The 18,729-nt window shown below is 51.7% G+C and carries 16 protein-coding genes; 4 read left to right on the forward strand and 12 right to left on the reverse strand.

Annotated features, from left to right (window positions below; all coding sequences use genetic code 11):
* Window positions 1–25 precede the first annotated feature (25 nt).
* The 11 genes from lpxD to rpsB all read right to left on the reverse strand — a co-directional run bounded on the left by lpxD (window position 26) and on the right by rpsB (window position 12,105).
* Window positions 26–1,051: a UDP-3-O-(3-hydroxymyristoyl)glucosamine N-acyltransferase gene (gene lpxD, locus HV352_RS19090; protein ID WP_103928921.1), complete on the reverse strand. Its 1,026-nt coding sequence runs from the start codon at window positions 1,049–1,051 to the stop codon at window positions 26–28.
* 3 nt (window positions 1,052–1,054) lie between these two features.
* On the reverse strand, window positions 1,055–1,540 hold the full coding sequence (gene skp, locus HV352_RS19095; RefSeq protein ID WP_016151765.1) for a molecular chaperone Skp: 486 nt from the start codon (window positions 1,538–1,540) through the stop codon (window positions 1,055–1,057).
* A 122-nt stretch (window positions 1,541–1,662) separates the two neighbouring features.
* Entirely contained in the window at window positions 1,663–4,077 is a 2,415-nt protein-coding gene (gene bamA, locus HV352_RS19100; protein WP_016151764.1) for an outer membrane protein assembly factor BamA, read from the reverse strand.
* A 29-nt stretch (window positions 4,078–4,106) separates the two neighbouring features.
* Window positions 4,107–5,459: a sigma E protease regulator RseP gene (rseP, locus tag HV352_RS19105; RefSeq protein ID WP_016151763.1), complete on the reverse strand. Its 1,353-nt coding sequence runs from the start codon at window positions 5,457–5,459 to the stop codon at window positions 4,107–4,109.
* Between the two features lie 11 nt (window positions 5,460–5,470).
* Window positions 5,471–6,328, reverse strand: coding sequence for a phosphatidate cytidylyltransferase (gene cdsA / locus HV352_RS19110; RefSeq protein ID WP_016151762.1), 858 nt, complete (start codon window positions 6,326–6,328; stop codon window positions 5,471–5,473).
* Between the two features lie 12 nt (window positions 6,329–6,340).
* On the reverse strand, window positions 6,341–7,099 hold the full coding sequence (ispU, locus tag HV352_RS19115; RefSeq protein ID WP_003018543.1) for a (2E,6E)-farnesyl-diphosphate-specific ditrans,polycis-undecaprenyl-diphosphate synthase: 759 nt from the start codon (window positions 7,097–7,099) through the stop codon (window positions 6,341–6,343).
* A 312-nt stretch (window positions 7,100–7,411) separates the two neighbouring features.
* Window positions 7,412–8,608, reverse strand: a complete 1,197-nt coding sequence (gene ispC / locus HV352_RS19120; RefSeq protein WP_046275346.1) for a 1-deoxy-D-xylulose-5-phosphate reductoisomerase — start codon at window positions 8,606–8,608, stop codon at window positions 7,412–7,414.
* Between the two features lie 217 nt (window positions 8,609–8,825).
* Complete coding sequence (gene frr, locus HV352_RS19125) at window positions 8,826–9,383, reverse strand: ribosome recycling factor (protein WP_016151760.1); 558 nt, start codon at window positions 9,381–9,383, stop codon at window positions 8,826–8,828.
* A gap of 139 nt (window positions 9,384–9,522) precedes the next feature.
* Entirely contained in the window at window positions 9,523–10,248 is a 726-nt protein-coding gene (pyrH, locus tag HV352_RS19130; RefSeq protein WP_005132114.1) for a UMP kinase, read from the reverse strand.
* 145 nt (window positions 10,249–10,393) lie between these two features.
* On the reverse strand, window positions 10,394–11,245 hold the full coding sequence (gene tsf, locus HV352_RS19135) for a translation elongation factor Ts (RefSeq protein ID WP_016151759.1): 852 nt from the start codon (window positions 11,243–11,245) through the stop codon (window positions 10,394–10,396).
* 134 nt (window positions 11,246–11,379) lie between these two features.
* Window positions 11,380–12,105: a 30S ribosomal protein S2 gene (gene rpsB, locus HV352_RS19140; protein WP_016151758.1), complete on the reverse strand. Its 726-nt coding sequence runs from the start codon at window positions 12,103–12,105 to the stop codon at window positions 11,380–11,382.
* A 450-nt stretch (window positions 12,106–12,555) separates the two neighbouring features.
* Between rpsB and map the strand changes: the two genes are divergently transcribed.
* From map to HV352_RS19160, 4 genes are all read left to right on the forward strand, one after another.
* Window positions 12,556–13,350: a type I methionyl aminopeptidase gene (map, locus tag HV352_RS19145; protein WP_016155726.1), complete on the forward strand. Its 795-nt coding sequence runs from the start codon at window positions 12,556–12,558 to the stop codon at window positions 13,348–13,350.
* Window positions 13,351–13,464: 114 nt separating this feature from the next.
* The gene (gene glnD / locus HV352_RS19150) at window positions 13,465–16,137 is read left to right on the forward strand and encodes a bifunctional uridylyltransferase/uridylyl-removing protein GlnD (protein ID WP_016151756.1); all 2,673 of its coding nucleotides are present in this window, start codon (window positions 13,465–13,467) and stop codon (window positions 16,135–16,137) included.
* Window positions 16,138–16,168: 31 nt separating this feature from the next.
* Window positions 16,169–16,993 carry a 2,3,4,5-tetrahydropyridine-2,6-dicarboxylate N-succinyltransferase gene (dapD, locus tag HV352_RS19155; protein WP_003829186.1) on the forward strand — a complete coding sequence of 275 codons (825 nt, stop codon included), beginning with the start codon at window positions 16,169–16,171 and terminating at the stop codon, window positions 16,991–16,993.
* A 109-nt stretch (window positions 16,994–17,102) separates the two neighbouring features.
* Window positions 17,103–17,489 (forward strand): DUF3461 family protein, encoded by a 387-nt coding sequence (locus HV352_RS19160; RefSeq protein ID WP_003018562.1) that lies wholly within the window; start codon window positions 17,103–17,105, stop codon window positions 17,487–17,489.
* A 42-nt stretch (window positions 17,490–17,531) separates the two neighbouring features.
* On the opposite strand, the gene cdaR is transcribed toward HV352_RS19160, so the two are convergent.
* Window positions 17,532–18,689, reverse strand: a complete 1,158-nt coding sequence (gene cdaR, locus HV352_RS19165) for a DNA-binding transcriptional regulator CdaR (protein ID WP_016151755.1) — start codon at window positions 18,687–18,689, stop codon at window positions 17,532–17,534.
* Window positions 18,690–18,729 lie beyond the last annotated feature (40 nt).

The following is an 18,729-nucleotide window of genomic DNA, read 5'->3' on the forward strand; positions in this document are numbered from 1 at the left end:
AAGTCAGACATGCAAAAACGGTGCTTTAGTCTTGTTGATTAACCTTGCGCTCAATCGCTTTGAGACGCTTGCTCATATCATCAATATTCATCACCAGTGCAGCTGTTTTACGCCATACCTTATTGGGCTGTAGCGGAATGCCTGAGGAATAGACGCCAGGTTCGGTGATAGGACGCATCACCATACCCATGCCAGTAACCGTGACTTTATCGCATATTTCCATATGCCCATTGATCACGCTGGCGCCGCCAATCATGCAGTAACGGCCAATCTTCAGGCTACCCGCCATAATGACGCCACCGGCTACCGCCGTATTGTCGCCAATCACAACGTTATGCGCAATCTGGCACTGGTTATCAATGATAACACCATTACCGATCACAGTATCGTCCAGCGCACCACGGTCAATGGTGGTACAAGCGCCGATCTCGACGCGATCGCCGATAATCACGCGACCAAGCTGCGGGATCTTCACCCAGTTACCGCGATCGTTCGCGTAACCAAATCCATCAGATCCGACGACAGTGCTGGACTGGATCAGGCAATTCTCACCGATTTGAATGTCGTGGTAAATCGTCACATTCGCCCACAAGCGTGAACCTGCGCCGATTTTAGTATTTTTTCCGACGAAGCAGCCTGCGCCGATAACGACGTTATCGCCCAGTTCTACGTCAGACTCAATGACCGCATTTGCGCCCACAGAAACATTATTACCCAGCTTCGCCGTCGCATCGATCACTGCACTCGGTGCAATGTTTTGTGCGGGCTGCGGCGTGGTATCTAAGATTTGCGCCATACGTGCATAGGTCAGGTAGGGATTCTTCACTACCAGCGCCGCACTCTTAGCAAAAGGAAGATCGTCCTGCGTCATCACAACGGCAGAGGCCTGGCATACGCCTAAGTGTTCACGGTACTTAGGATTCACCATGAACGTGATATTGCCAGTTTGCGCAGATTGCATGGACGCTACGCCGGTGATGACGATATCGCCATCACCGTGTAATTCTGCATCCAACTGCTCTGCTAAATCAGCCAGTCGAATTGAAGGCATTACTTATTTAACCTGTTTCAGTACGTCAGCGGTGATGTCTTTTACATCGCTGCTGTTGTATGCAACGGTGTTTGCGTCAACAACCAGATCGATGCTCTGACTGTTAGCAACAGATTTCACAGCTGTCTGGATACGAGTAACCAGTTTGCCACGTTCTTCGTTGGAACGACGCGCACGATCCTGCTCAAAAGCCTGAGCTTTCTGAGAGAAAGTCTGACGCTGAGCCATGACGTCTTTTTCCAGCTTAGTACGATCGCTACCCGCTTTCATGGATTGCAGACGCTGCATTTTAGATTGCAGATCAGATTCCATACGCTGCAGTTCGCTGGCACGGCCTTTGAACTCGTTTTCCAGCGTAGCAGAAACGCCCGTCTTCTGTGCAACCTGTTGGAACAAGCTACCCATGTTGACGATTGCAATTTTGTCAGCAGCCTGTGCGGACGTTGCCATCGCTAAACCGAGACCTGCAGCTAATAACCACTTTTTCACAATTAACTCCTTACCATCCCATTTGCACCCGAAGGTACAGTTCTTTGCGTGGCCAGGCGATCCCATGCAAGATCGCCTAAAGTCATCGCTACACTACCACTACATTCCTTTGCGAAGAACAATTACCAGGTTTTACCAATGTTAAACTGGAACTGTTCCGCTTTGTCTCCATCGTACTTCTTGAACGGCTGGGCGTAGGAGAAAACCAACGGCCCCAATGGGGACATCCATTGTAAAGCGATACCCGCTGACATACGGATATTGTTCGGATCGCTGTAGTCCGGATAACCAGAGTACTTAGCTGAATCCCAGTTCGTATCCCAAACGGTACCCATATCCCAGAAGAATGAGGTACGGACCGAGTTGGCATACTTGTCGCTGATAAACGGCGTCGGGGTAATAAATTCCAGGCTGGCGACAGCCATGGCGTTACCGCCCACCGCATCATCCGATTTACACGGTGAAGTATTGGTGGCGTCACATTCGTTATCGTAATCGCTATCGTTGTTATAACGATTAGCCGGTAAATAGACAGCCTTTGGACCGATGGTGTTGGACTGGAAACCACGCACGGTGCTGGAACCACCGGCATAGAAGTTCTCGTAAAACGGCATCTCTTTGCTGCCGATGCCGTCACCATAGCCCCACTTCGTGCGACCCAGAACAACCCATTTGTGATCGTCATCGATCGGCACATAGGTCGCGGTATCCAACGTCGCTTTGTAGTATTCGTTGTCAGAACCCGGAATGGTTACTTTACCGTTCAGGTTGACACGCGTACCTTCCGTTGGGAAGTACCCACGGTCCAGCTTGTTATATGTCCACCCATAGTTGAAGGTGAAATCGTCTGATTTAAAGCTATCAGCGTCAGGATCCTTACCCATTGAAACCAGATAACGTTGCATTGCAACCTGTGGATCCATGTTAGACAAGGAGTTATGCACATAACCCACACCCGCACGCAAGGTGTTGTATTCGTTGATCGGGAAGCCGAGCGTTGCGTCAGTACCATAACTTTTGTTGGTATAGTCGGACAGGTCTGCATCATCCGCTTTAAAGTCATTGTAGAAAACGCGACCACCAAGGCTCACCCCATCAACGGTGAAATATGGGTTGGTGACAGACAACTCAGTATAGGTCTGATAGTCGTTTTTGGTGCCGTTGATCCCGACTGAATAACCGGTACCTAACCAGTTATCTTGCTGAACGCCAGCCTGGAAGCTCACGCCGCTTTCAGTACCGTAACCAACGCCGAAGTTAAAGCTACCGGTGTTACGCTCTTTAACCTTATAGACCACATCAACCTGATCCGGGCTACCCGGTACACGCTGAGTATCGGTATCGACAGTTTCAAAGTAACCCAGACGGTTCAGACGCTCTTTACCCTGATCGACCAGATCGCTACCCAACCAGGCACCTTCCATCTGGCGCATTTCGCGACGCAGAACGGAATCTTTAGAGGTGTCGTTACCTTCAAAACGAATCTTACGCACGTAGAAACGGTTACCTGCATCCACGTTTACGCGTAATTTAACGGTTTTGTCGGCGTCGTTGATTTCAGGTTGCGACTGTACGCGCGGATAGGCATAGCCATAGCGACCCAGAAGCTTCTTGATATCATCTTCCATTTTGGTCACTTTGGTGCCGTTATAGAGTTCGCCTGGCTCGATTTTGGTCAGGGTCTCAATTTCGGCGGAGTGCCCAGCCAGGTTACCGCTCACCTGTACCCCTGAAAGCTTGTATTGATCGCCTTCAGTGATGTTAACGGTAATGTAGATACCTTTTTTATCCGGCGTCAGGCTAACCTGGGTGGAATCGATATTGAAGCGAGCATAACCGCGATCCAGATAGTAGCTGCGCAAGGTTTCAAGATCGCCCGCCAGTTTCTGTTTCTGGTATTTACGATCGCCCACCACGTTCCACCACGGCACTTCATCACGCAGTTGGAAGTGAGAGATCAGTTCGTCGGTCGAGAAAGCATGGTTGCCGACGATATTGATCTGTTGGATCTTCGCCGAAACGCCTTCCTGGAAGACCAGCTTGAGGTCAACGCGGTTACGCGGCAACGGCGTTACCACCGCTTTCACACTGGCGCTGTACTTACCGACGCTATAGTAGAAATCTTCCAGCCCTTTTTCGATATCGGCTAGCGTGGTGCGATCCAGAGACTCGCCAACACGCACACCAGAAGCCTCGAGGTTTTGCTTGAGCATGTCATCTTTCACCGATTTGTTACCGGAGAAAGTGATGCTGGCAATCGTCGGACGTTCTTTTACCTGAACCAGAAGGGTATCACCATCGCGCAGGACGCGGACATCCTCAAAGTTACCGGTGGCGAACAGAGCACGAATGGTATTACTGATGTCTTCATCATTAACCGTGTCGCCTGTGCGCACCGGCATACTGAGGAGAGCCGCACCAACGGCGACTCGCTGTAGGCCTTCGAAATGAATGTCCTTCACTACGAACCCTTCAGCACCGTATACGGTGGCGCTGCTAAACAGCAGCGACGCTATGAGCAACTTTTTCATCGCCATCGTTATTATGCGTTCTTCCTAACACTCTCTTACAACCGAGAGAAATCATTGAAAAGTGCAAGCCCCATTAACAACACCAGCAAGATAGAGCCAATGCGATAACTAAAGTCTTGAACCCGCTCGGATACCGGACCGCCCTTCAGCTTTTCAATCGCCAGGAACAGCAGATGCCCCCCGTCAAGAACGGGCAACGGAAACAGGTTGATTATCCCTAAGTTCACGCTGATAAGCGCAAGGAACATCAGGTAATAAATAACCCCGAACTCCGCTGACATCCCAGCCCCCTGGGCGATAGAAATCGGCCCACTGAGGTTGTTCAGTTTTACATCACCGGTAATCAATTTTCCCAGCATACTGACCGTCAGCTTCATCAACTGCCACGTTTTATCCGAGGCTTCGAGGATGGCGCTGAATGGCCCATACTGGCGTACAGTCTTATACTCATCAGGCAGAGGAATAACTTTAGGCACCACGCCCGCAAAACCCTCTGCCTTCCCGTTAACCTGTTTTGAATCTGGGGTTAACGTTAAAGACAAGGAACTTCCTTGTCTTTCAATATCTAGCGCTAACGGCTTATCCGGATTATCGCGCACCAGCGTCACGAACGTCATCCATTGCGTCAGCGGCTGACCATTGACTTTAACGATCCTGTCGCCAGCTTGCAAACCCGCCTTACTTGCAGCGGAGTTTACCTGCACTTCTGACAGCACCGATTCAATCTGCGGACCGCGTGGGCGAATCCCTAAACTGGAAACAGGATCCTCTTTGTCTGGCTCAAATGCCCAATGGCGTAAATCCAGCGTTTTGTCCTGCCGCTGGTTGCTGCCAAACTGCGCCACGCTGAGAGTCGTATGTTCATCGCCAATTTTGGATACCAGTTGTAATCGCACGGCATCCCAATCAGGGGTTTCGATACCATCAACCGCTTTTAGTTCCGTACCCGGCTGAATTTGCGCCTGTGCGGCAATCGAGTTGGGTGTTATTTCACCAACAACCGGACGAACGCCAGGGACACCGATGATAAACACCAGCCAATACGCGAAAATAGCAAAAAGGAAGTTAGCAATCGGACCTGCGGCAATGATGGCTGCGCGTTGTCCAACCGTTTTATTGTTGAAAGCGTAATGGCGCAGCTCCGGTGCGACCGGTTCAGCGCGCTCATCCAGCATCTTGACGTAACCGCCGAGGGGAATCAGGGCGATGACGTATTCCGTACCTGATTTATCGGTACGCCGCCAAAGCGCTTTTCCAAAGCCAATGGAAAAGCGTTCGACGCGGACTCCGCAGCGCCGTGCAACCCAGAAATGACCAAACTCATGCACGGTGATAAGCACACCAAGTGCAACGATGAATGCAGCCAGATTCCAGAGAATACTCAGCATAAGACCATCCGTTAGAGCGTCCTGAATACCAGTAACAACAGGCAGGCAAAGACCGGTACCGCAGCCGTCAGGCTATCAATACGATCCAAAATACCGCCGTGTCCTGGTATTAAGTGACCACTGTCCTTAATACCTGCTTCACGCTTAAACATACTCTCGGTCAGGTCACCCAGCACGGAGGCCAGGGCTGCAACGATAGAGCAAATAAGCAAGGTGACAGGCGCAACCTCAAGATTCGCCCACATGCCATAACCCCATGAGATCACGGCCGCAGTGGCGAGTCCGCCAATAAAACCCTGCCAGGTTTTACCAGGAGAAACCTTCGGCGCCAGCTTATGTTTGCCAAACAACTTACCAAACATATAGGCACCCGAGTCCGCTCCCCAGACGAGGATCATGACATACAGCAGCCATAGCGCGCCACTATAATGATTCTCATCATAGTGCCATGCACGTAGCGCCAGCATTCCCCAAAAGAAAGGGACTATGGTTAACACGCCGAAAATTATGCGTAATGTTTTGGAATTACGCCAGACCGACGCAGAGCCGGGATAAAACAGCACCAGTAACAGCGCCACGACCCACCAGCCCAGCGACGCCCACAGCGATACTTCAACCAGCGGCTGATGAATATTGCGATGGTATTCCGGCAACAAAAATAGCATCAGTGCCAGCAATAGCCCGCACAAAACAGCCAGCCAGACTCGCTGCGTACGCGTGGTAAAACCGCTTAACTGTCCCCATTCCCAGGCGGCCAGCATACAGACGGCCAGCGTAACAATGGCGAACCCCACCGGCGGCAGCAAAAACAGCGCCGCGATGACAACGGGTATTAAAACAAAAGCAGAAATCAGGCGATACTTCAGCAAAAGCGACCCCCATCAGGCTTTTTCATCACCGGGCTCGGTGCCGCCGAAACGACGCTCACGATTAGCAAAGGCATGCAGCGCACCTTCAAAGTCTTGTTCATCGAAATCGGGCCAGAGAACATCCGTAAAGTAAAGTTCGGCATAGGCAATTTGCCACAACAGAAAATTACTAATTCGATGCTCTCCCCCAGTCCTTATCACTAAATCCACAGGAGCCAGTTCATGCATACAAATTTGCTGCCCCAGCATCTCTTCATCGATTTGCTCTGGACGCAGCAGACCATCCTGCACCTGTTGTGCCAGTTGTCTGACTCCCTGGACTATATCCCACCGTCCACCGTAATTCGCTGCAATATTTAGCGTCAACCCGGTATTCTGGGCGGTAATCGCTTCTGATTTGCGAATCCGTTCTTGCAAACGTGAGTTAAATCGACTGATATCCCCGATAATACGCAGACGTACGTTATGGCGGTGCAGGTTTTTCACTTCGCTATCAAGCGCCCACACAAACAGCTCCATTAACGCGCTCACTTCCTGCGCAGGTCGGTTCCAGTTCTCACTGCTAAAGGCATACAGCGTTAACGCATCAATACCGTTATTGGCAGCAAAAGAGACAGCCCGGCGGACGGACTTTGCTCCGGCCTTATGTCCAAAGGCGCGAATCTTCCCTTGCTTTTTCGCCCAGCGGCCATTGCCATCCATGATAATTGCTACATGGCGACAACCATGTGCTGGCAAATTTTCGCTTAATGGTTTAGTTGCAGACAACATAACGCGTTTTTAGTCCCTGAAAGGATTATACGGTACTCAGGAATACTGAAGCCTTTTGCGCTTCATCCTTCAGGCTGCTCCTTCGTCGGCTGTGATCTTCGCCCAAGTCACATACTCTTTGTATGCTCCAGGGGACTCATCCACTTGCCACCTTGATGCAACCTGAATGATTTTGTGCATCCACAAAAAAGCCGTGTCAAACCACGGCTTACCCGACCGAAAAAAAACAAATACCCGCGATCGAGTGGCGCAGACTATATCACTGAAGCCCAACGCTAACAAATATCGCGATTCTCCGAGGAGGGATTATCATCAGCTTGAGCGTCGCATCACTTCTTTTCTGGCGACTTCCCGCGCGATAGCATCAACCTTCAGCACGTCATCAACGCTCTGTGGCTCCTGCAAATCCATCTTATCCAGTACGGATAAATTCAGGTCAGCAATATCGGTAAATCGGATCTGCTGCGCCAGGAATGCGGCAACGGTAATTTCATTCGCTGCGTTCAAAGCGGTCGTCGCCGCCTGCCCTTGCTCAAACGCGTCCATCGCCAGTTTCAGGCATGGATAACGCTGGTAATCAGGTGCGGAAAACGTCAACGCACTGAGCTTGCAAAAGTCGACAGGCTTAACGCCGGACGTCACTCGTTCTGGCCATGCCATCGTATGAGCAATAGGTGTACGCATATCAGGTTCCCCCAACTGCGCCAGAACGCTACCATCCTGATAACGCACCATCGAATGAATAACCGACTGCGGGTGAATCAGCACTTCCATCTGGCTTGCATTGGCATTAAATAACCAACGCGCTTCAATGTATTCCAGACCTTTATTCATCATGGTGGCTGAATCGACAGAGATTTTTCGTCCCATCGACCAATTCGGATGACGACATGCCTGATCGGGGGTCATAGAAACCAGATCGCGCAATGGCGTTTCACGGAAAGGGCCACCAGACCCGGTAAGCAAAACTGATATGACGCCATTTTGCTCAAGGTCAGCGTATCCCAGATTGTGTTGGATAGGTTGCGGTAAACTCTGAAAAATCGCGTTATGTTCGCTATCTACCGGCAAAAGCTGTGCTTTGTGGCGTTGCACGTCGTCCATAAACAGACGCCCGCAGGTCACCAGAGACTCTTTATTCGCCAGCAAAATGCTTTTGCCCGCGCGGATTGCCGCCAGCGTCGGTAGCAAGCCCGCCGCGCCGACAATCGCCGCCATAACCTGATCAACATCATCCAGCGCAGCCATATCACAGGCAGCCTGCTGCCCGCTCATAACCTCAGTACGACTGCCCTGCTCCAGCAGAGCTGCTTTTACCAACGCAGCGCTTTTTTCATCGTCCATTACCGCATAGCGAGGAGAAAATTCCAGACATTGCTCAACCATACGGACGACATTTTTACCCGCCACCAACGCAGCAACACGAAATTTTTCCGGGTTATGGCGTACTACATCCAGCGTACTGCAACCAATGGAACCGGTTGATCCCAGGATGGTTAATTGCTTCATCAGACATCCAGAAGAATTTTACTCGTCATATTTCAAGTTGCATGTACGTTGGCTCTCCTCGTTCACCCCTGTCACGCACGGGTGTACGCTCCCGGGGATGCCCTGCGTCGCCGCCTTCTGCAACTCGAATATTTAGAGTATATAGACAGAAAAAAGCAAAACGCCGCCATCCAGCCTTCTCAGGCCTTCTAAGCGGCGTTTTTAGCGTACAGGCGAATCAGAACTGCATCAGTTCCGTTTCTTTCTCTGCCAGCGCCGCATCAACTTTCTTGATAGCTGCGTCAGTCAGTTTCTGTACGTCGTCCTGAGAACGGCGATCGTCATCTTCGCTGATCTCTTTTTCTTTCAACAACGCTTTCACTTTGTCGTTGGCATCACGGCGTACGTTACGTACGGCAACGCGCGCGCCTTCAGCTTCGCCACGCACGATCTTAGTCAGATCTTTACGACGTTCTTCAGTCAGCGGCGGCAGCGGAACGCGGATGTCGGAACCCGCAGAACTTGGATTCAGACCGAGGTCGGAAGCCATAATTGCTTTCTCAACGGCTGGCCCCATAGAACGGTCAAACACGTTGATTTTCAGGGTACGGGAATCTTCAACCGTTACGCTTGCCAGCTGGCGCAGCGGGGTCGGTGTGCCGTAATATTCCACGACAATACCATCCAGCAGGCTAGGAGAAGCACGGCCCGTGCGAATTTTGCTGATTTGGTTTTTGAACGCTTCGACGCATTTGTCCATGCGTACTTCAGCATCTTTTCTGATATCGTTGATCACGTTACGAATCCTTGAAAGCTTGTTTCAGTCAGACCATACCCACCACGCAAGATGTGACAAGTATAGTCTTGATTAATTTTGAGGGACGTATCCCGCGACATTAAAGCGGAATATTACCTGCATTTAGCCGCAACGGGAATTATTCCGTGATTAACGTGCCTTCTTTTTCACCCATAACAACACGGCGCAGCGCACCCGGTTTGTTCATGTTAAAGACACGAATCGGTAATTTGTGGTCACGAGCCAGTGTAAACGCCGCAAGATCCATTACTTTCAGCTCTTTATCCAGTACTTCAGCATAGGTCAACTGTTCGTACATAGTCGCCGTTGGATCTTTAGCCGGGTCAGCAGTAAATACGCCATCGACTTTGGTGGCTTTCAGTACCACATCCGCTTCAATTTCAATACCACGCAGGCAAGCCGCAGAGTCGGTAGTGAAGAACGGATTGCCAGTACCCGCAGACAAAATAACAACGCGGTTGTTACGCAGCAGGCTGATTGCTTCCGCCCAGCTGTAGTTATCACACACGCCATTCAGAGGAATTGCGGACATCAAGCGAGCGTTCACATAGGCGCGGTGAAGCGCATCGCGCATCGCCAGACCGTTCATGACGGTGGCTAACATGCCCATGTGGTCGCCCACAACGCGGTTCATCCCTGCTTTCGCCAGACCAGCGCCACGGAACAGGTTACCACCACCAATCACTACGCCAACCTGGATACCCAGCTCAACCAGCTCTTTGATTTCCTGAGCCATACGGTCAAGGATGCTTGCATCAATACCGAAGCCTTCTGAACCTTGCAGAGCTTCGCCACTTAACTTAAGCAGAATACGTTTGTAGACGGGTTTTGCATTGGTAGCCATGTTTCTTTCCTGAGACTGTCAACGAATGAGATGAATTAATACCGGCGACATTGTATGTCGCTTTTCAGCATGACCACTATAGCGGTTCGCTGAATTTACAAGCCAGACACAAAAAGAAGCCGCCCTCAGGCGGCTCCTTTAAAAATTAAGACTGCTTGGACATCGCAGCAACTTCTGCTGCAAAGTCAGTCTCAACTTTCTCGATACCTTCACCCACTTCAAAGCGGATGAAGCCTGTTACATCAGCGTTGTGCTCTTTCAGCAGCTGACCAACAGATTTGCTCGGATCCATAACGAAAGGCTGACCAGTCAGAGAAACTTCACCGGTGAATTTCTTCATGCGGCCTTCAACCATTTTCTCTGCGATTTCTTTCGGCTTACCAGACTGCATCGCGATGTCCAGCTGAACCTGGTATTCTTTCTCTACCACTTCAGCAGAAACGTCTTCCGGCTTAACGAATTCTGGCTTGCTTGCAGCAACGTGCATTGCCAGCTGTTTAACCAGCTCTTCGTCAGCGCCAGTTGCAGCAACCAGAACACCGATACGAGCACCGTGCTGGTAGTTACCCAGAACTTCGCCTTCCAGGGAAGCAACGCGACGGATGTTGATGTTCTCACCGATTTTAGCAACCAGAGCAACACGTTCTTCTTCGAACTGCGCTTTCAGAACTTCAACGTCAGTGATTTTGCCAGCAACGGCAGCGTCCAGTACTTTGTCAGCAAATGCCTGGAAACCAGCATCTTTAGCAACGAAGTCAGTCTGGCAGTTAACTTCCAGAATGAAAGCGATGTTGCCGTCGATTTTGGTTTTGATTACGCCGTCAGCAGCAACGTTGCCTGCTTTTTTCGCCGCTTTGATTGCGCCGGACTTACGCATGTTTTCGATTGCCAGCTCGATGTCGCCATTAGCTTCAGTCAGTGCTTTTTTGCAATCCATCATGCCTGCGCCAGTACGCTCACGCAGCTCTTTTACCAGGGATGCGGTAATTTCAGCCATTCTAAAATCCTCGGAAGATTTGATCTGCCCGGCATGAAACCGCACAGATTTAAAAGTGAAAAAGGGGCCTAAAGGGCCCCTAACCAAACGTGATACTACCTGGTTTATAAGGGGGCTCGAACGAGCGTGCCTTATTATTCAGCTTCTACGAAGCTTTCTTCCGCCTGGGAAGCCAGATCCTGAGAACGGCCTTCACGAACGGTAGTAGCTACAGCGCCCAGGTACAGGGTCACAGCACGGATTGCGTCGTCGTTACCCGGGATAACGAAGTCAACACCGTCCGGATCAGAGTTGGTATCAACGATAGCAAATACTGGGATACCCAGGTTGTTTGCTTCTTTGATAGCAATGTGCTCGTGGTCAGCATCGATTACGAACAGAGCGTCCGGCAGACCGCCCATGTCTTTGATACCGCCCAGGCTGTTTTCCAGTTTCTCAAGCTCACGAGTACGCATCAGCGCTTCTTTCTTGGTCAGCTTTTCGAAAGTACCGTCCTGAGACTGAGTTTCCAGATCTTTCAGACGTTTGATGGACTGACGAACGGTTTTCCAGTTAGTCAGCATGCCGCCCAACCAGCGATGGTTCACGAAGAACTGGTCGCAGTTGTTAGCAGCTTCTTTCACCGCTTCGCTTGCAGCGCGTTTAGTACCAACGAAAAGGATTTTACCTTTACGAGCAGAGATCTTGTTCAGTTCAGCCAGAGCTTCGTTGAACATCGGTACAGTTTTCTCAAGGTTGATGATGTGAACTTTGTTACGCGCACCGAAGATGAACGGCTTCATTTTCGGGTTCCAGTAACGGGTCTGGTGACCGAAGTGAACACCAGCCTTGAGCATGTCGCGCATGGAAACAGTTGCCATGATTAAAACCTCTATATATAAAAGTTGGGGTTAAGCCTCCACGCATCCCATATTACCGACCCCAAAGGGCACCCCGGAATATGTGCCGATACGTGTGTGTTGTTACACAAAGTGAGATTTGTCGCTCCCGTCCATCGTGTGTAGTCTTCAAATGGATCGGAAGTCCGGCGCGCTTTATACCACAAATACGCTACCGACACCAATAATTGTTGGCGGTGCGTGCTGAATGAACGATGAATTTCGTGTTACAGGGAGGCAGCCAATTTTTTGCATCTCCGGGCGCTTACATGCAGTGAGCGACTGGAGTGAAAAATTTCAGCCAACACACCTGTGGCACGAAAGGCGAAGTTCAGAATGATTCTCAATTTGGCAGCATGTATGCCGGACTGATACCATTGGCACCACTTAAACAATTATTGCCGATATCATCGGCACTGATGGACAGAATTCATGGCTATCTCAATCAAGACCCCTGAAGAAATCGAAAAAATGCGCATCGCTGGCCGTCTGGCCGCCGATGTACTGGAAATGATCGAACCGTTTGTTAAGCCAGGCGTCAGCACCGGCGAACTGGATCGCATCTGTAATGACTACATCGTGAATGAGCAGCAGGCCATTTCCGCCTGCCTGGGCTATCACGGTTATCCGAAGTCCGTGTGCATCTCTATTAATGAAGTGGTGTGCCATGGGATCCCGGACGACGCCAAGCTCCTGAAAGACGGCGATATCGTCAACATCGACGTAACCGTGATTAAAGACGAGTTCCACGGTGATACCTCGAAAATGTTCATCGTCGGCAAACCAACCATTCTGGGCGAGCGTTTGTGCCGCGTCACGCAGGAAAGCCTGTATCTGGCGCTGCGGATGGTAAAACCGGGTATTCGCCTGCGCACGCTGGGCGCTGCGATTCAAAAATACGCGGAAGGCGAAGGCTTCTCTGTGGTCCGTGAATATTGCGGTCACGGCATCGGTCGCGGCTTCCATGAAGAGCCGCAGGTTCTGCACTACGATGCAGACGACGGCGGTGTGGTACTGCAGCCGGGCATGACCTTCACCGTAGAGCCCATGCTGAATGCCGGTGATTACCGCATCCGCACCATGAAAGACGGATGGACGGTGAAAACTAAAGATCGGAGCTTGTCTGCTCAGTACGAGCATACTATTGTGGTGACGGAAAAAGGCTGTGAAATTCTGACATTACGCAAGGATGACACCATCCCGGCGATCATCACACACGACGAATAATGTTTTGCCTGATGGCGATGCGCCCGCATCTTATCAGGCCTACAAATTGTACTACTTCGTAGGCCGGGTAAGGCGTTCACGCCGTCATCCGGCTTTTTTAATGGGTGGCGCATAATGAATACTCTTCCTGAACAACACGCAAATACTGCCCTCCCCACCCTGCCAGGCCAACCGCAGAACCCCGGAACCTGGCCACAGCACGATCTCAACTGCCCCGGCATTAAAGCGCATATCGACACTTTCCAGCACTGGTTAGGTGACGCGTTTGACAGCGGGATTTCCGCAGAACAGCTGATTGAAGCCCGCACCGAGTTTATTGACCAGTTACTGCAACGTCTGTGGATTGAAGCCGGTTTCGGTCAAATTGCCGACCTGGCGCTGGTTGCCGTTGGCGGTTACGGGCGCGGCGAACTGCATCCGCTTTCCGATATTGACCTGCTGATCCTGAGTCGTAAAAAGCTACCAGACGCGCAGGCCGAAAAAGTTGGCGAATTGTTAACGCTGCTATGGGACGTGAGGCTCGAGGTTGGGCACAGCGTGCGCACGCTGGAAGAGTGTCTGCTGGAAGGATTGTCAGATTTAACCGTCGCCACCAACCTGATTGAAACACGCCTGCTGATTGGTGATGTGGCGCTGTTTCTTGAGCTACAAAAGCATATTTTTAGCGAAGGTTTCTGGCCGTCCGATAAGTTTTACGCAGCCAAAGTTGAAGAGCAGAATCAGCGCCACCAGCGCTATCACGGCACCAGCTATAACCTGGAGCCGGATATCAAAAGTAGCCCCGGCGGCCTGCGCGATATTCATACCCTGCAATGGGTGGCCCGCCGCCATTTTGGCGCCACCTCACTGGATGAAATGGTCGGTTTCGGCTTTTTGACGCAGGCAGAACGTGCCGAGCTGAATGAATGTTTGCATATCCTGTGGCGCATTCGCTTTGCCCTGCATCTGGTCGTTAGTCGTTACGACAACCGTCTGCTGTTTGATCGTCAGCTCAGCGTGGCGCAACGCCTGAACTACGGCGGTGAAGGCAATGAGCCTATCGAGCGGATGATGAAAGACTATTTCCGCGTCACACGACGGGTCAGCGAACTGAACCACATGCTGTTGCAACTGTTCGACGAGGCGATCCTCGCCCTGCCCGCCGATGAAAAACCACGTCCGATTGATGACGACTTTCAACTGCGCGGCACGTTGATTGATCTGCGCGACGACGACCTGTTTATTCGCAAACCCGAAGCGATATTGCGGATGTTTTACATCATGGTGCGTAATAGCGCGATCAGCGGAATTTACTCCACTACGCTGCGCCATTTGCGTCATGCCCGCCGTCATTTAACGCAGCCGCTGTGCTACATCCCGGAAGCGCGTTCGCTGTTTCTCAGTATGTTGCGCCATCCGGGCGCGGTGAGTCGCGGCCTGCTGCCTATGCATCGCCACAGCGTGTTGTGGGCCTATATGCCGCAATGGTCGCATATTGTCGGCCAAATGCAGTTTGACCTGTTTCATGCATATACGGTGGATGAACACACCATTCGCGTAATGCTCAAGCTGGAAAGTTTTGCTAACGAAGAGACCCGTCAGCGCCATCCGCTGTGCGTGGATCTGTGGCCGCGTCTGCGACAGCCGGAGCTGATTCTGATTGCCGCGCTGTTCCACGATATCGCCAAAGGTCGCGGCGGCGATCACTCGGTTCTCGGCGCCCAGGATGTGCTCAAATTCGCCGAACTGCACGGTCTGAACTCCCGCGAAACGCAACTGATCGTGTGGCTGGTGCGCCAGCATTTGCTGATGTCGGTTACCGCTCAGCGCCGCGATATTCAGGATCCCGAAGTCATTAAGCAATTCGCCGAAGAGGTGCAAACGGAACATCGTCTGCGCTTTTTGGTGTGCCTGACCGTCGCAGATATTTGCGCCACCAACGAAACGCTGTGGAATAGCTGGAAGCAAAGCTTGCTGCGCGAGCTGTACTTCGCGACGGAAAAACAGTTACGGCGCGGGATGCAAAACACGCCGGATATGCGTGAGCGCGTACGCCATCATCAGCTTCAGGCGCTGGCGCTACTGCGCATGGACAACATTGATGAAGAAGCGCTACACCATATCTGGTCGCGCTGTCGCGCCAACTATTTCGTACGTCACAGCCCAAATCAGCTGGCCTGGCATGCACGTCATCTGCTGCAACACGATCTCAGCAAGCCGCTGATCCTGCTCAGCCCGCAGGCCACGCGAGGCGGGACGGAAATTTTCATCTGGAGCCCTGACCGCCCTTATCTGTTTGCTGCCGTCTGCGCCGAACTGGACAGGCGCAACCTTAGCGTCCACGATGCGCAGATTTTCACCACCCGCGATGGGATGGCGATGGATACGTTCATTGTGCTGGAACCAGACGGTAGCCCGCTGTCGTCAGACCGACACGAAGCGATCCGTTTTGGGCTTGAACAGGCGATCACCCAGCGTAGCTGGCAGCCGCCGCAACCGCGTCGCCAGCCGGCAAAATTACGTCACTTTACCGTCGATACCGAGGTCACTTTTCTGCCTACCCATACCGACCGAAAATCATTTCTTGAGCTTATCGCTCTCGACCAGCCAGGGCTGCTGGCGCGGGTCGGGCAGATTTTTGCCGATCTGGGAATTTCGCTGCATGGCGCCCGAATTACAACTATTGGCGAGCGAGTAGAAGATTTATTCATAATCGCCACCGCCGACCGGCGCGCCCTTAATAATGAGCTACAGCAGGAAGTGCATCAACGGTTGACAGAGGCCCTCAATCCAAACGATAAAGGGTAATGTTTTTATTTATTATGGAAAGAGTTTAACAATGCAGCAGTTACAGAACGTTATTGAGTCCGCTTTCGAGCGCCGTGCCGACATTACTCCGGCAAATGTAGATACCGTAACCCGCGAAGCGGTGAATCAGGTTATTTCTTTACTGGATTCCGGTGCACTGCGCGTCGCAGAAAAGATTGAGGGTCAGTGGGTCACGCATCAGTGGCTGAAAAAGGCGGTCCTGCTCTCTTTCCGTATTAACGATAATCAGGTTATCGAGGGTGCGGAAAGCCGTTACTTCGATAAAGTGCCGATGAAATTCGCCAACTACGACGAAGCGCGCTTCCAGAAAGAAGGTTTCCGCGTGGTTCCGCCTGCGGCAGTGCGTCAGGGCGCGTTTATCGCCCGTAACACCGTGCTGATGCCGTCTTACGTGAACATCGGCGCTTATGTTGATGAAGGTACGATGGTTGATACCTGGGCGACCGTGGGTTCCTGTGCGCAAATCGGTAAGAACGTACACCTGTCCGGTGGCGTTGGTATTGGTGGCGTACTGGAGCCGTTGCAGGCTAACCCGACCATCATCGAAGACAACTGCTTCATCGGCGCGCGCTCTGAAGTGGTTGAAGGCGTGATCGTCGAAGAAGGCTCCGTCATCTCTATGGGTGTGTATATCGGCCAGAGCACCCGTATTTACGATCGCGAAACCGGCGAAGTGCATTACGGCCGCGTTCCGGCGGGCTCCGTGGTCGTTTCCGGCAACCTGCCGTCGAAAGATGGCAAATACAGCCTGTACTGCGCGGTGATTGTGAAGAAAGTCGATGCCAAAACGCGTGGCAAAGTGGGAATCAACGAACTGTTACGCACCATCGACTAACAGCGATTTGAAAAAGCGGGCTTAGCCCGCTTTTTTTACATCTGCGAGTGGCATAAACAAGGCTTTTCGTTAATTATTCAATGGTTATAGTGAGCTTAAGGGTACCGCTATGTATGACAATCTGAAAAGTCTGGGCATTACTAATCCTGAAGAGATCGATCGTTACAGCCTGCGGCAAGAAGCCAACAACGATATCCTGAAAATCTATTTCCAGAAGGATAAAGGCGAGTTTTTTGCCAAGAGCGTGAAGTTCAAATATCCCCGTCAGCGTAAAACGGTTGTCGCCGATGGCGTCGGCCAGGGTTACAAAGAAGTGCAGGAGATCAGTCCCAACCTGCGCTACGTGATCGACGAACTGGATCAGATCTGCCAGCGAGATCGCAGCGAAGTCGATCTTAAACGCAAGATCCTCGATGATTTACGTCACCTGGAAAGCGTCGTGACCAACAAGATCAGCGAGATTGAAGCCGATCTGGAAAAACTGACGCGCAAATAAGTAGATTGTTGCCTGATAGCGCTACGCTTATCAGGCAATTAATCAATGCTGCTCATCCAGCTGCAACGCCACATACAGCAGCAGTCGATCGTCAAAATTCCCCAGATCCAGCCCGGTCAGCTCTGAAATACGGTTCAGGCGATACTCCAGCGTATTGCGGTGAATAAACAATGCTTTTGAGGTCGCCAGCGGCTGAACGTTATGTCGAAACCATGCCGATAATGTTCGACGCAGCAAACCGTTGTTATCCATCGCTTTCAGCCTTACCAGCGGGCGCGCCAGCTCATTGGCCTGCCAGCCGCCGCGCAGGCTGTCCAGCAGCACCGGCAGCATCAAGTCCTGATAGAAATAACTCCGGCTTTCCGGCATCCGCTGCTTGCCGACCATCATGGTGGTGCGCGCCGTACGATACGAACGGGCAATGCTGCCGGGCCCGGTAAAATAGTTGCCCAGGGACACGCGAAAACGCAGTTGTCCATTCTCTTTCATGCGGGCAATCAGTTGCTCAACGCGCTTGCGATGATCTTCAGCGTCCCAGCGGCCAAACTGATTGAGCGCTGGTTTCAGCACCACCATCTCGGTCAGAGAAACAATCGCAATCAGATTATTACGTTCGGGTGTAGTCAACGCGTTCTGCAATTGCTGTAGCTCCGCCATCGCACTATCAACGCCAAGCTGACCGCTGTCGACCTCCACTACCGCCACCACGCGCGGCTGGTTCAAATCAATGCCCAATCGCTGTGCCCATTCCATCAGCGCCGGGGTATTCTCTTCAGCCTGAATCAGGTTCATCACCAGCTCTTCACGCAGACGGCTATCCTGCGCTAACAGATGCATCAGACGCGACTGTTCCAGCATCATTTCGGCGGTCATGCACACCAGTTCTCCATACTTGCGCAGATGTTCCGGCTCGCCAGTAAGACCGATAACGCCAACGATTTCGCCTTCCAGACGCAGCGGCAGGTTTATCCCCTGACGCACTCCATGTAAATGCCGGGCTACCGCATCGTCAATATCGACCACCCGACCTTGCGAAAGCACCAGCAGCGCGCCTTCGTGCAATTCACCAATTCGTTCGCGATCGCCGCTGCCAATGATCCGCCCGCGGGCATCCATTACGTTGATATTGGTATCAATGATGCGCATGGTTCGCGCTACGATATCCTGCGCCATTTTGGTATCAAGATGCCAGCCAGCCATAAACCCCTCCTGTGAGCAGAGCTCAAGCATAGGGAAGATA

This window comes from Citrobacter sp. RHBSTW-01044, from assembly GCF_013781945.1.
In the GTDB taxonomy this organism is placed as follows: domain Bacteria; phylum Pseudomonadota; class Gammaproteobacteria; order Enterobacterales; family Enterobacteriaceae; genus Citrobacter; species Citrobacter braakii.

Bases quoted from the DNA above. Each gene is read 5' to 3' on its own strand.
- lpxD (WP_103928921.1), bottom strand. From the start codon at position 1,051: ATGCCTTCAATTCGACTGGCTGATTTAGCAGAGCAGTTGGATGCAGAA.
- rseP (WP_016151763.1), bottom strand. From the start codon at position 5,459: ATGCTGAGTATTCTCTGGAATCTGGCTGCATTCATCGTTGCACTTGGT.
- bamA (WP_016151764.1), bottom strand. From the start codon at position 4,077: ATGGCGATGAAAAAGTTGCTCATAGCGTCGCTGCTGTTTAGCAGCGCC.
- rpsB (WP_016151758.1), bottom strand. From the start codon at position 12,105: ATGGCAACTGTTTCCATGCGCGACATGCTCAAGGCTGGTGTTCACTTC.
- pyrH (WP_005132114.1), bottom strand. From the start codon at position 10,248: ATGGCTACCAATGCAAAACCCGTCTACAAACGTATTCTGCTTAAGTTA.
- ispU (WP_003018543.1), bottom strand. From the start codon at position 7,099: ATGTTGTCTGCAACTAAACCATTAAGCGAAAATTTGCCAGCACATGGT.
- HV352_RS19160 (WP_003018562.1), top strand. From the start codon at position 17,103: ATGTATGACAATCTGAAAAGTCTGGGCATTACTAATCCTGAAGAGATC.
- map (WP_016155726.1), top strand. From the start codon at position 12,556: ATGGCTATCTCAATCAAGACCCCTGAAGAAATCGAAAAAATGCGCATC.
- glnD (WP_016151756.1), top strand. From the start codon at position 13,465: ATGAATACTCTTCCTGAACAACACGCAAATACTGCCCTCCCCACCCTG.
- cdaR (WP_016151755.1), bottom strand. From the start codon at position 18,689: ATGGCTGGCTGGCATCTTGATACCAAAATGGCGCAGGATATCGTAGCG.
- tsf (WP_016151759.1), bottom strand. From the start codon at position 11,245: ATGGCTGAAATTACCGCATCCCTGGTAAAAGAGCTGCGTGAGCGTACT.
- dapD (WP_003829186.1), top strand. From the start codon at position 16,169: ATGCAGCAGTTACAGAACGTTATTGAGTCCGCTTTCGAGCGCCGTGCC.
- ispC (WP_046275346.1), bottom strand. From the start codon at position 8,608: ATGAAGCAATTAACCATCCTGGGATCAACCGGTTCCATTGGTTGCAGT.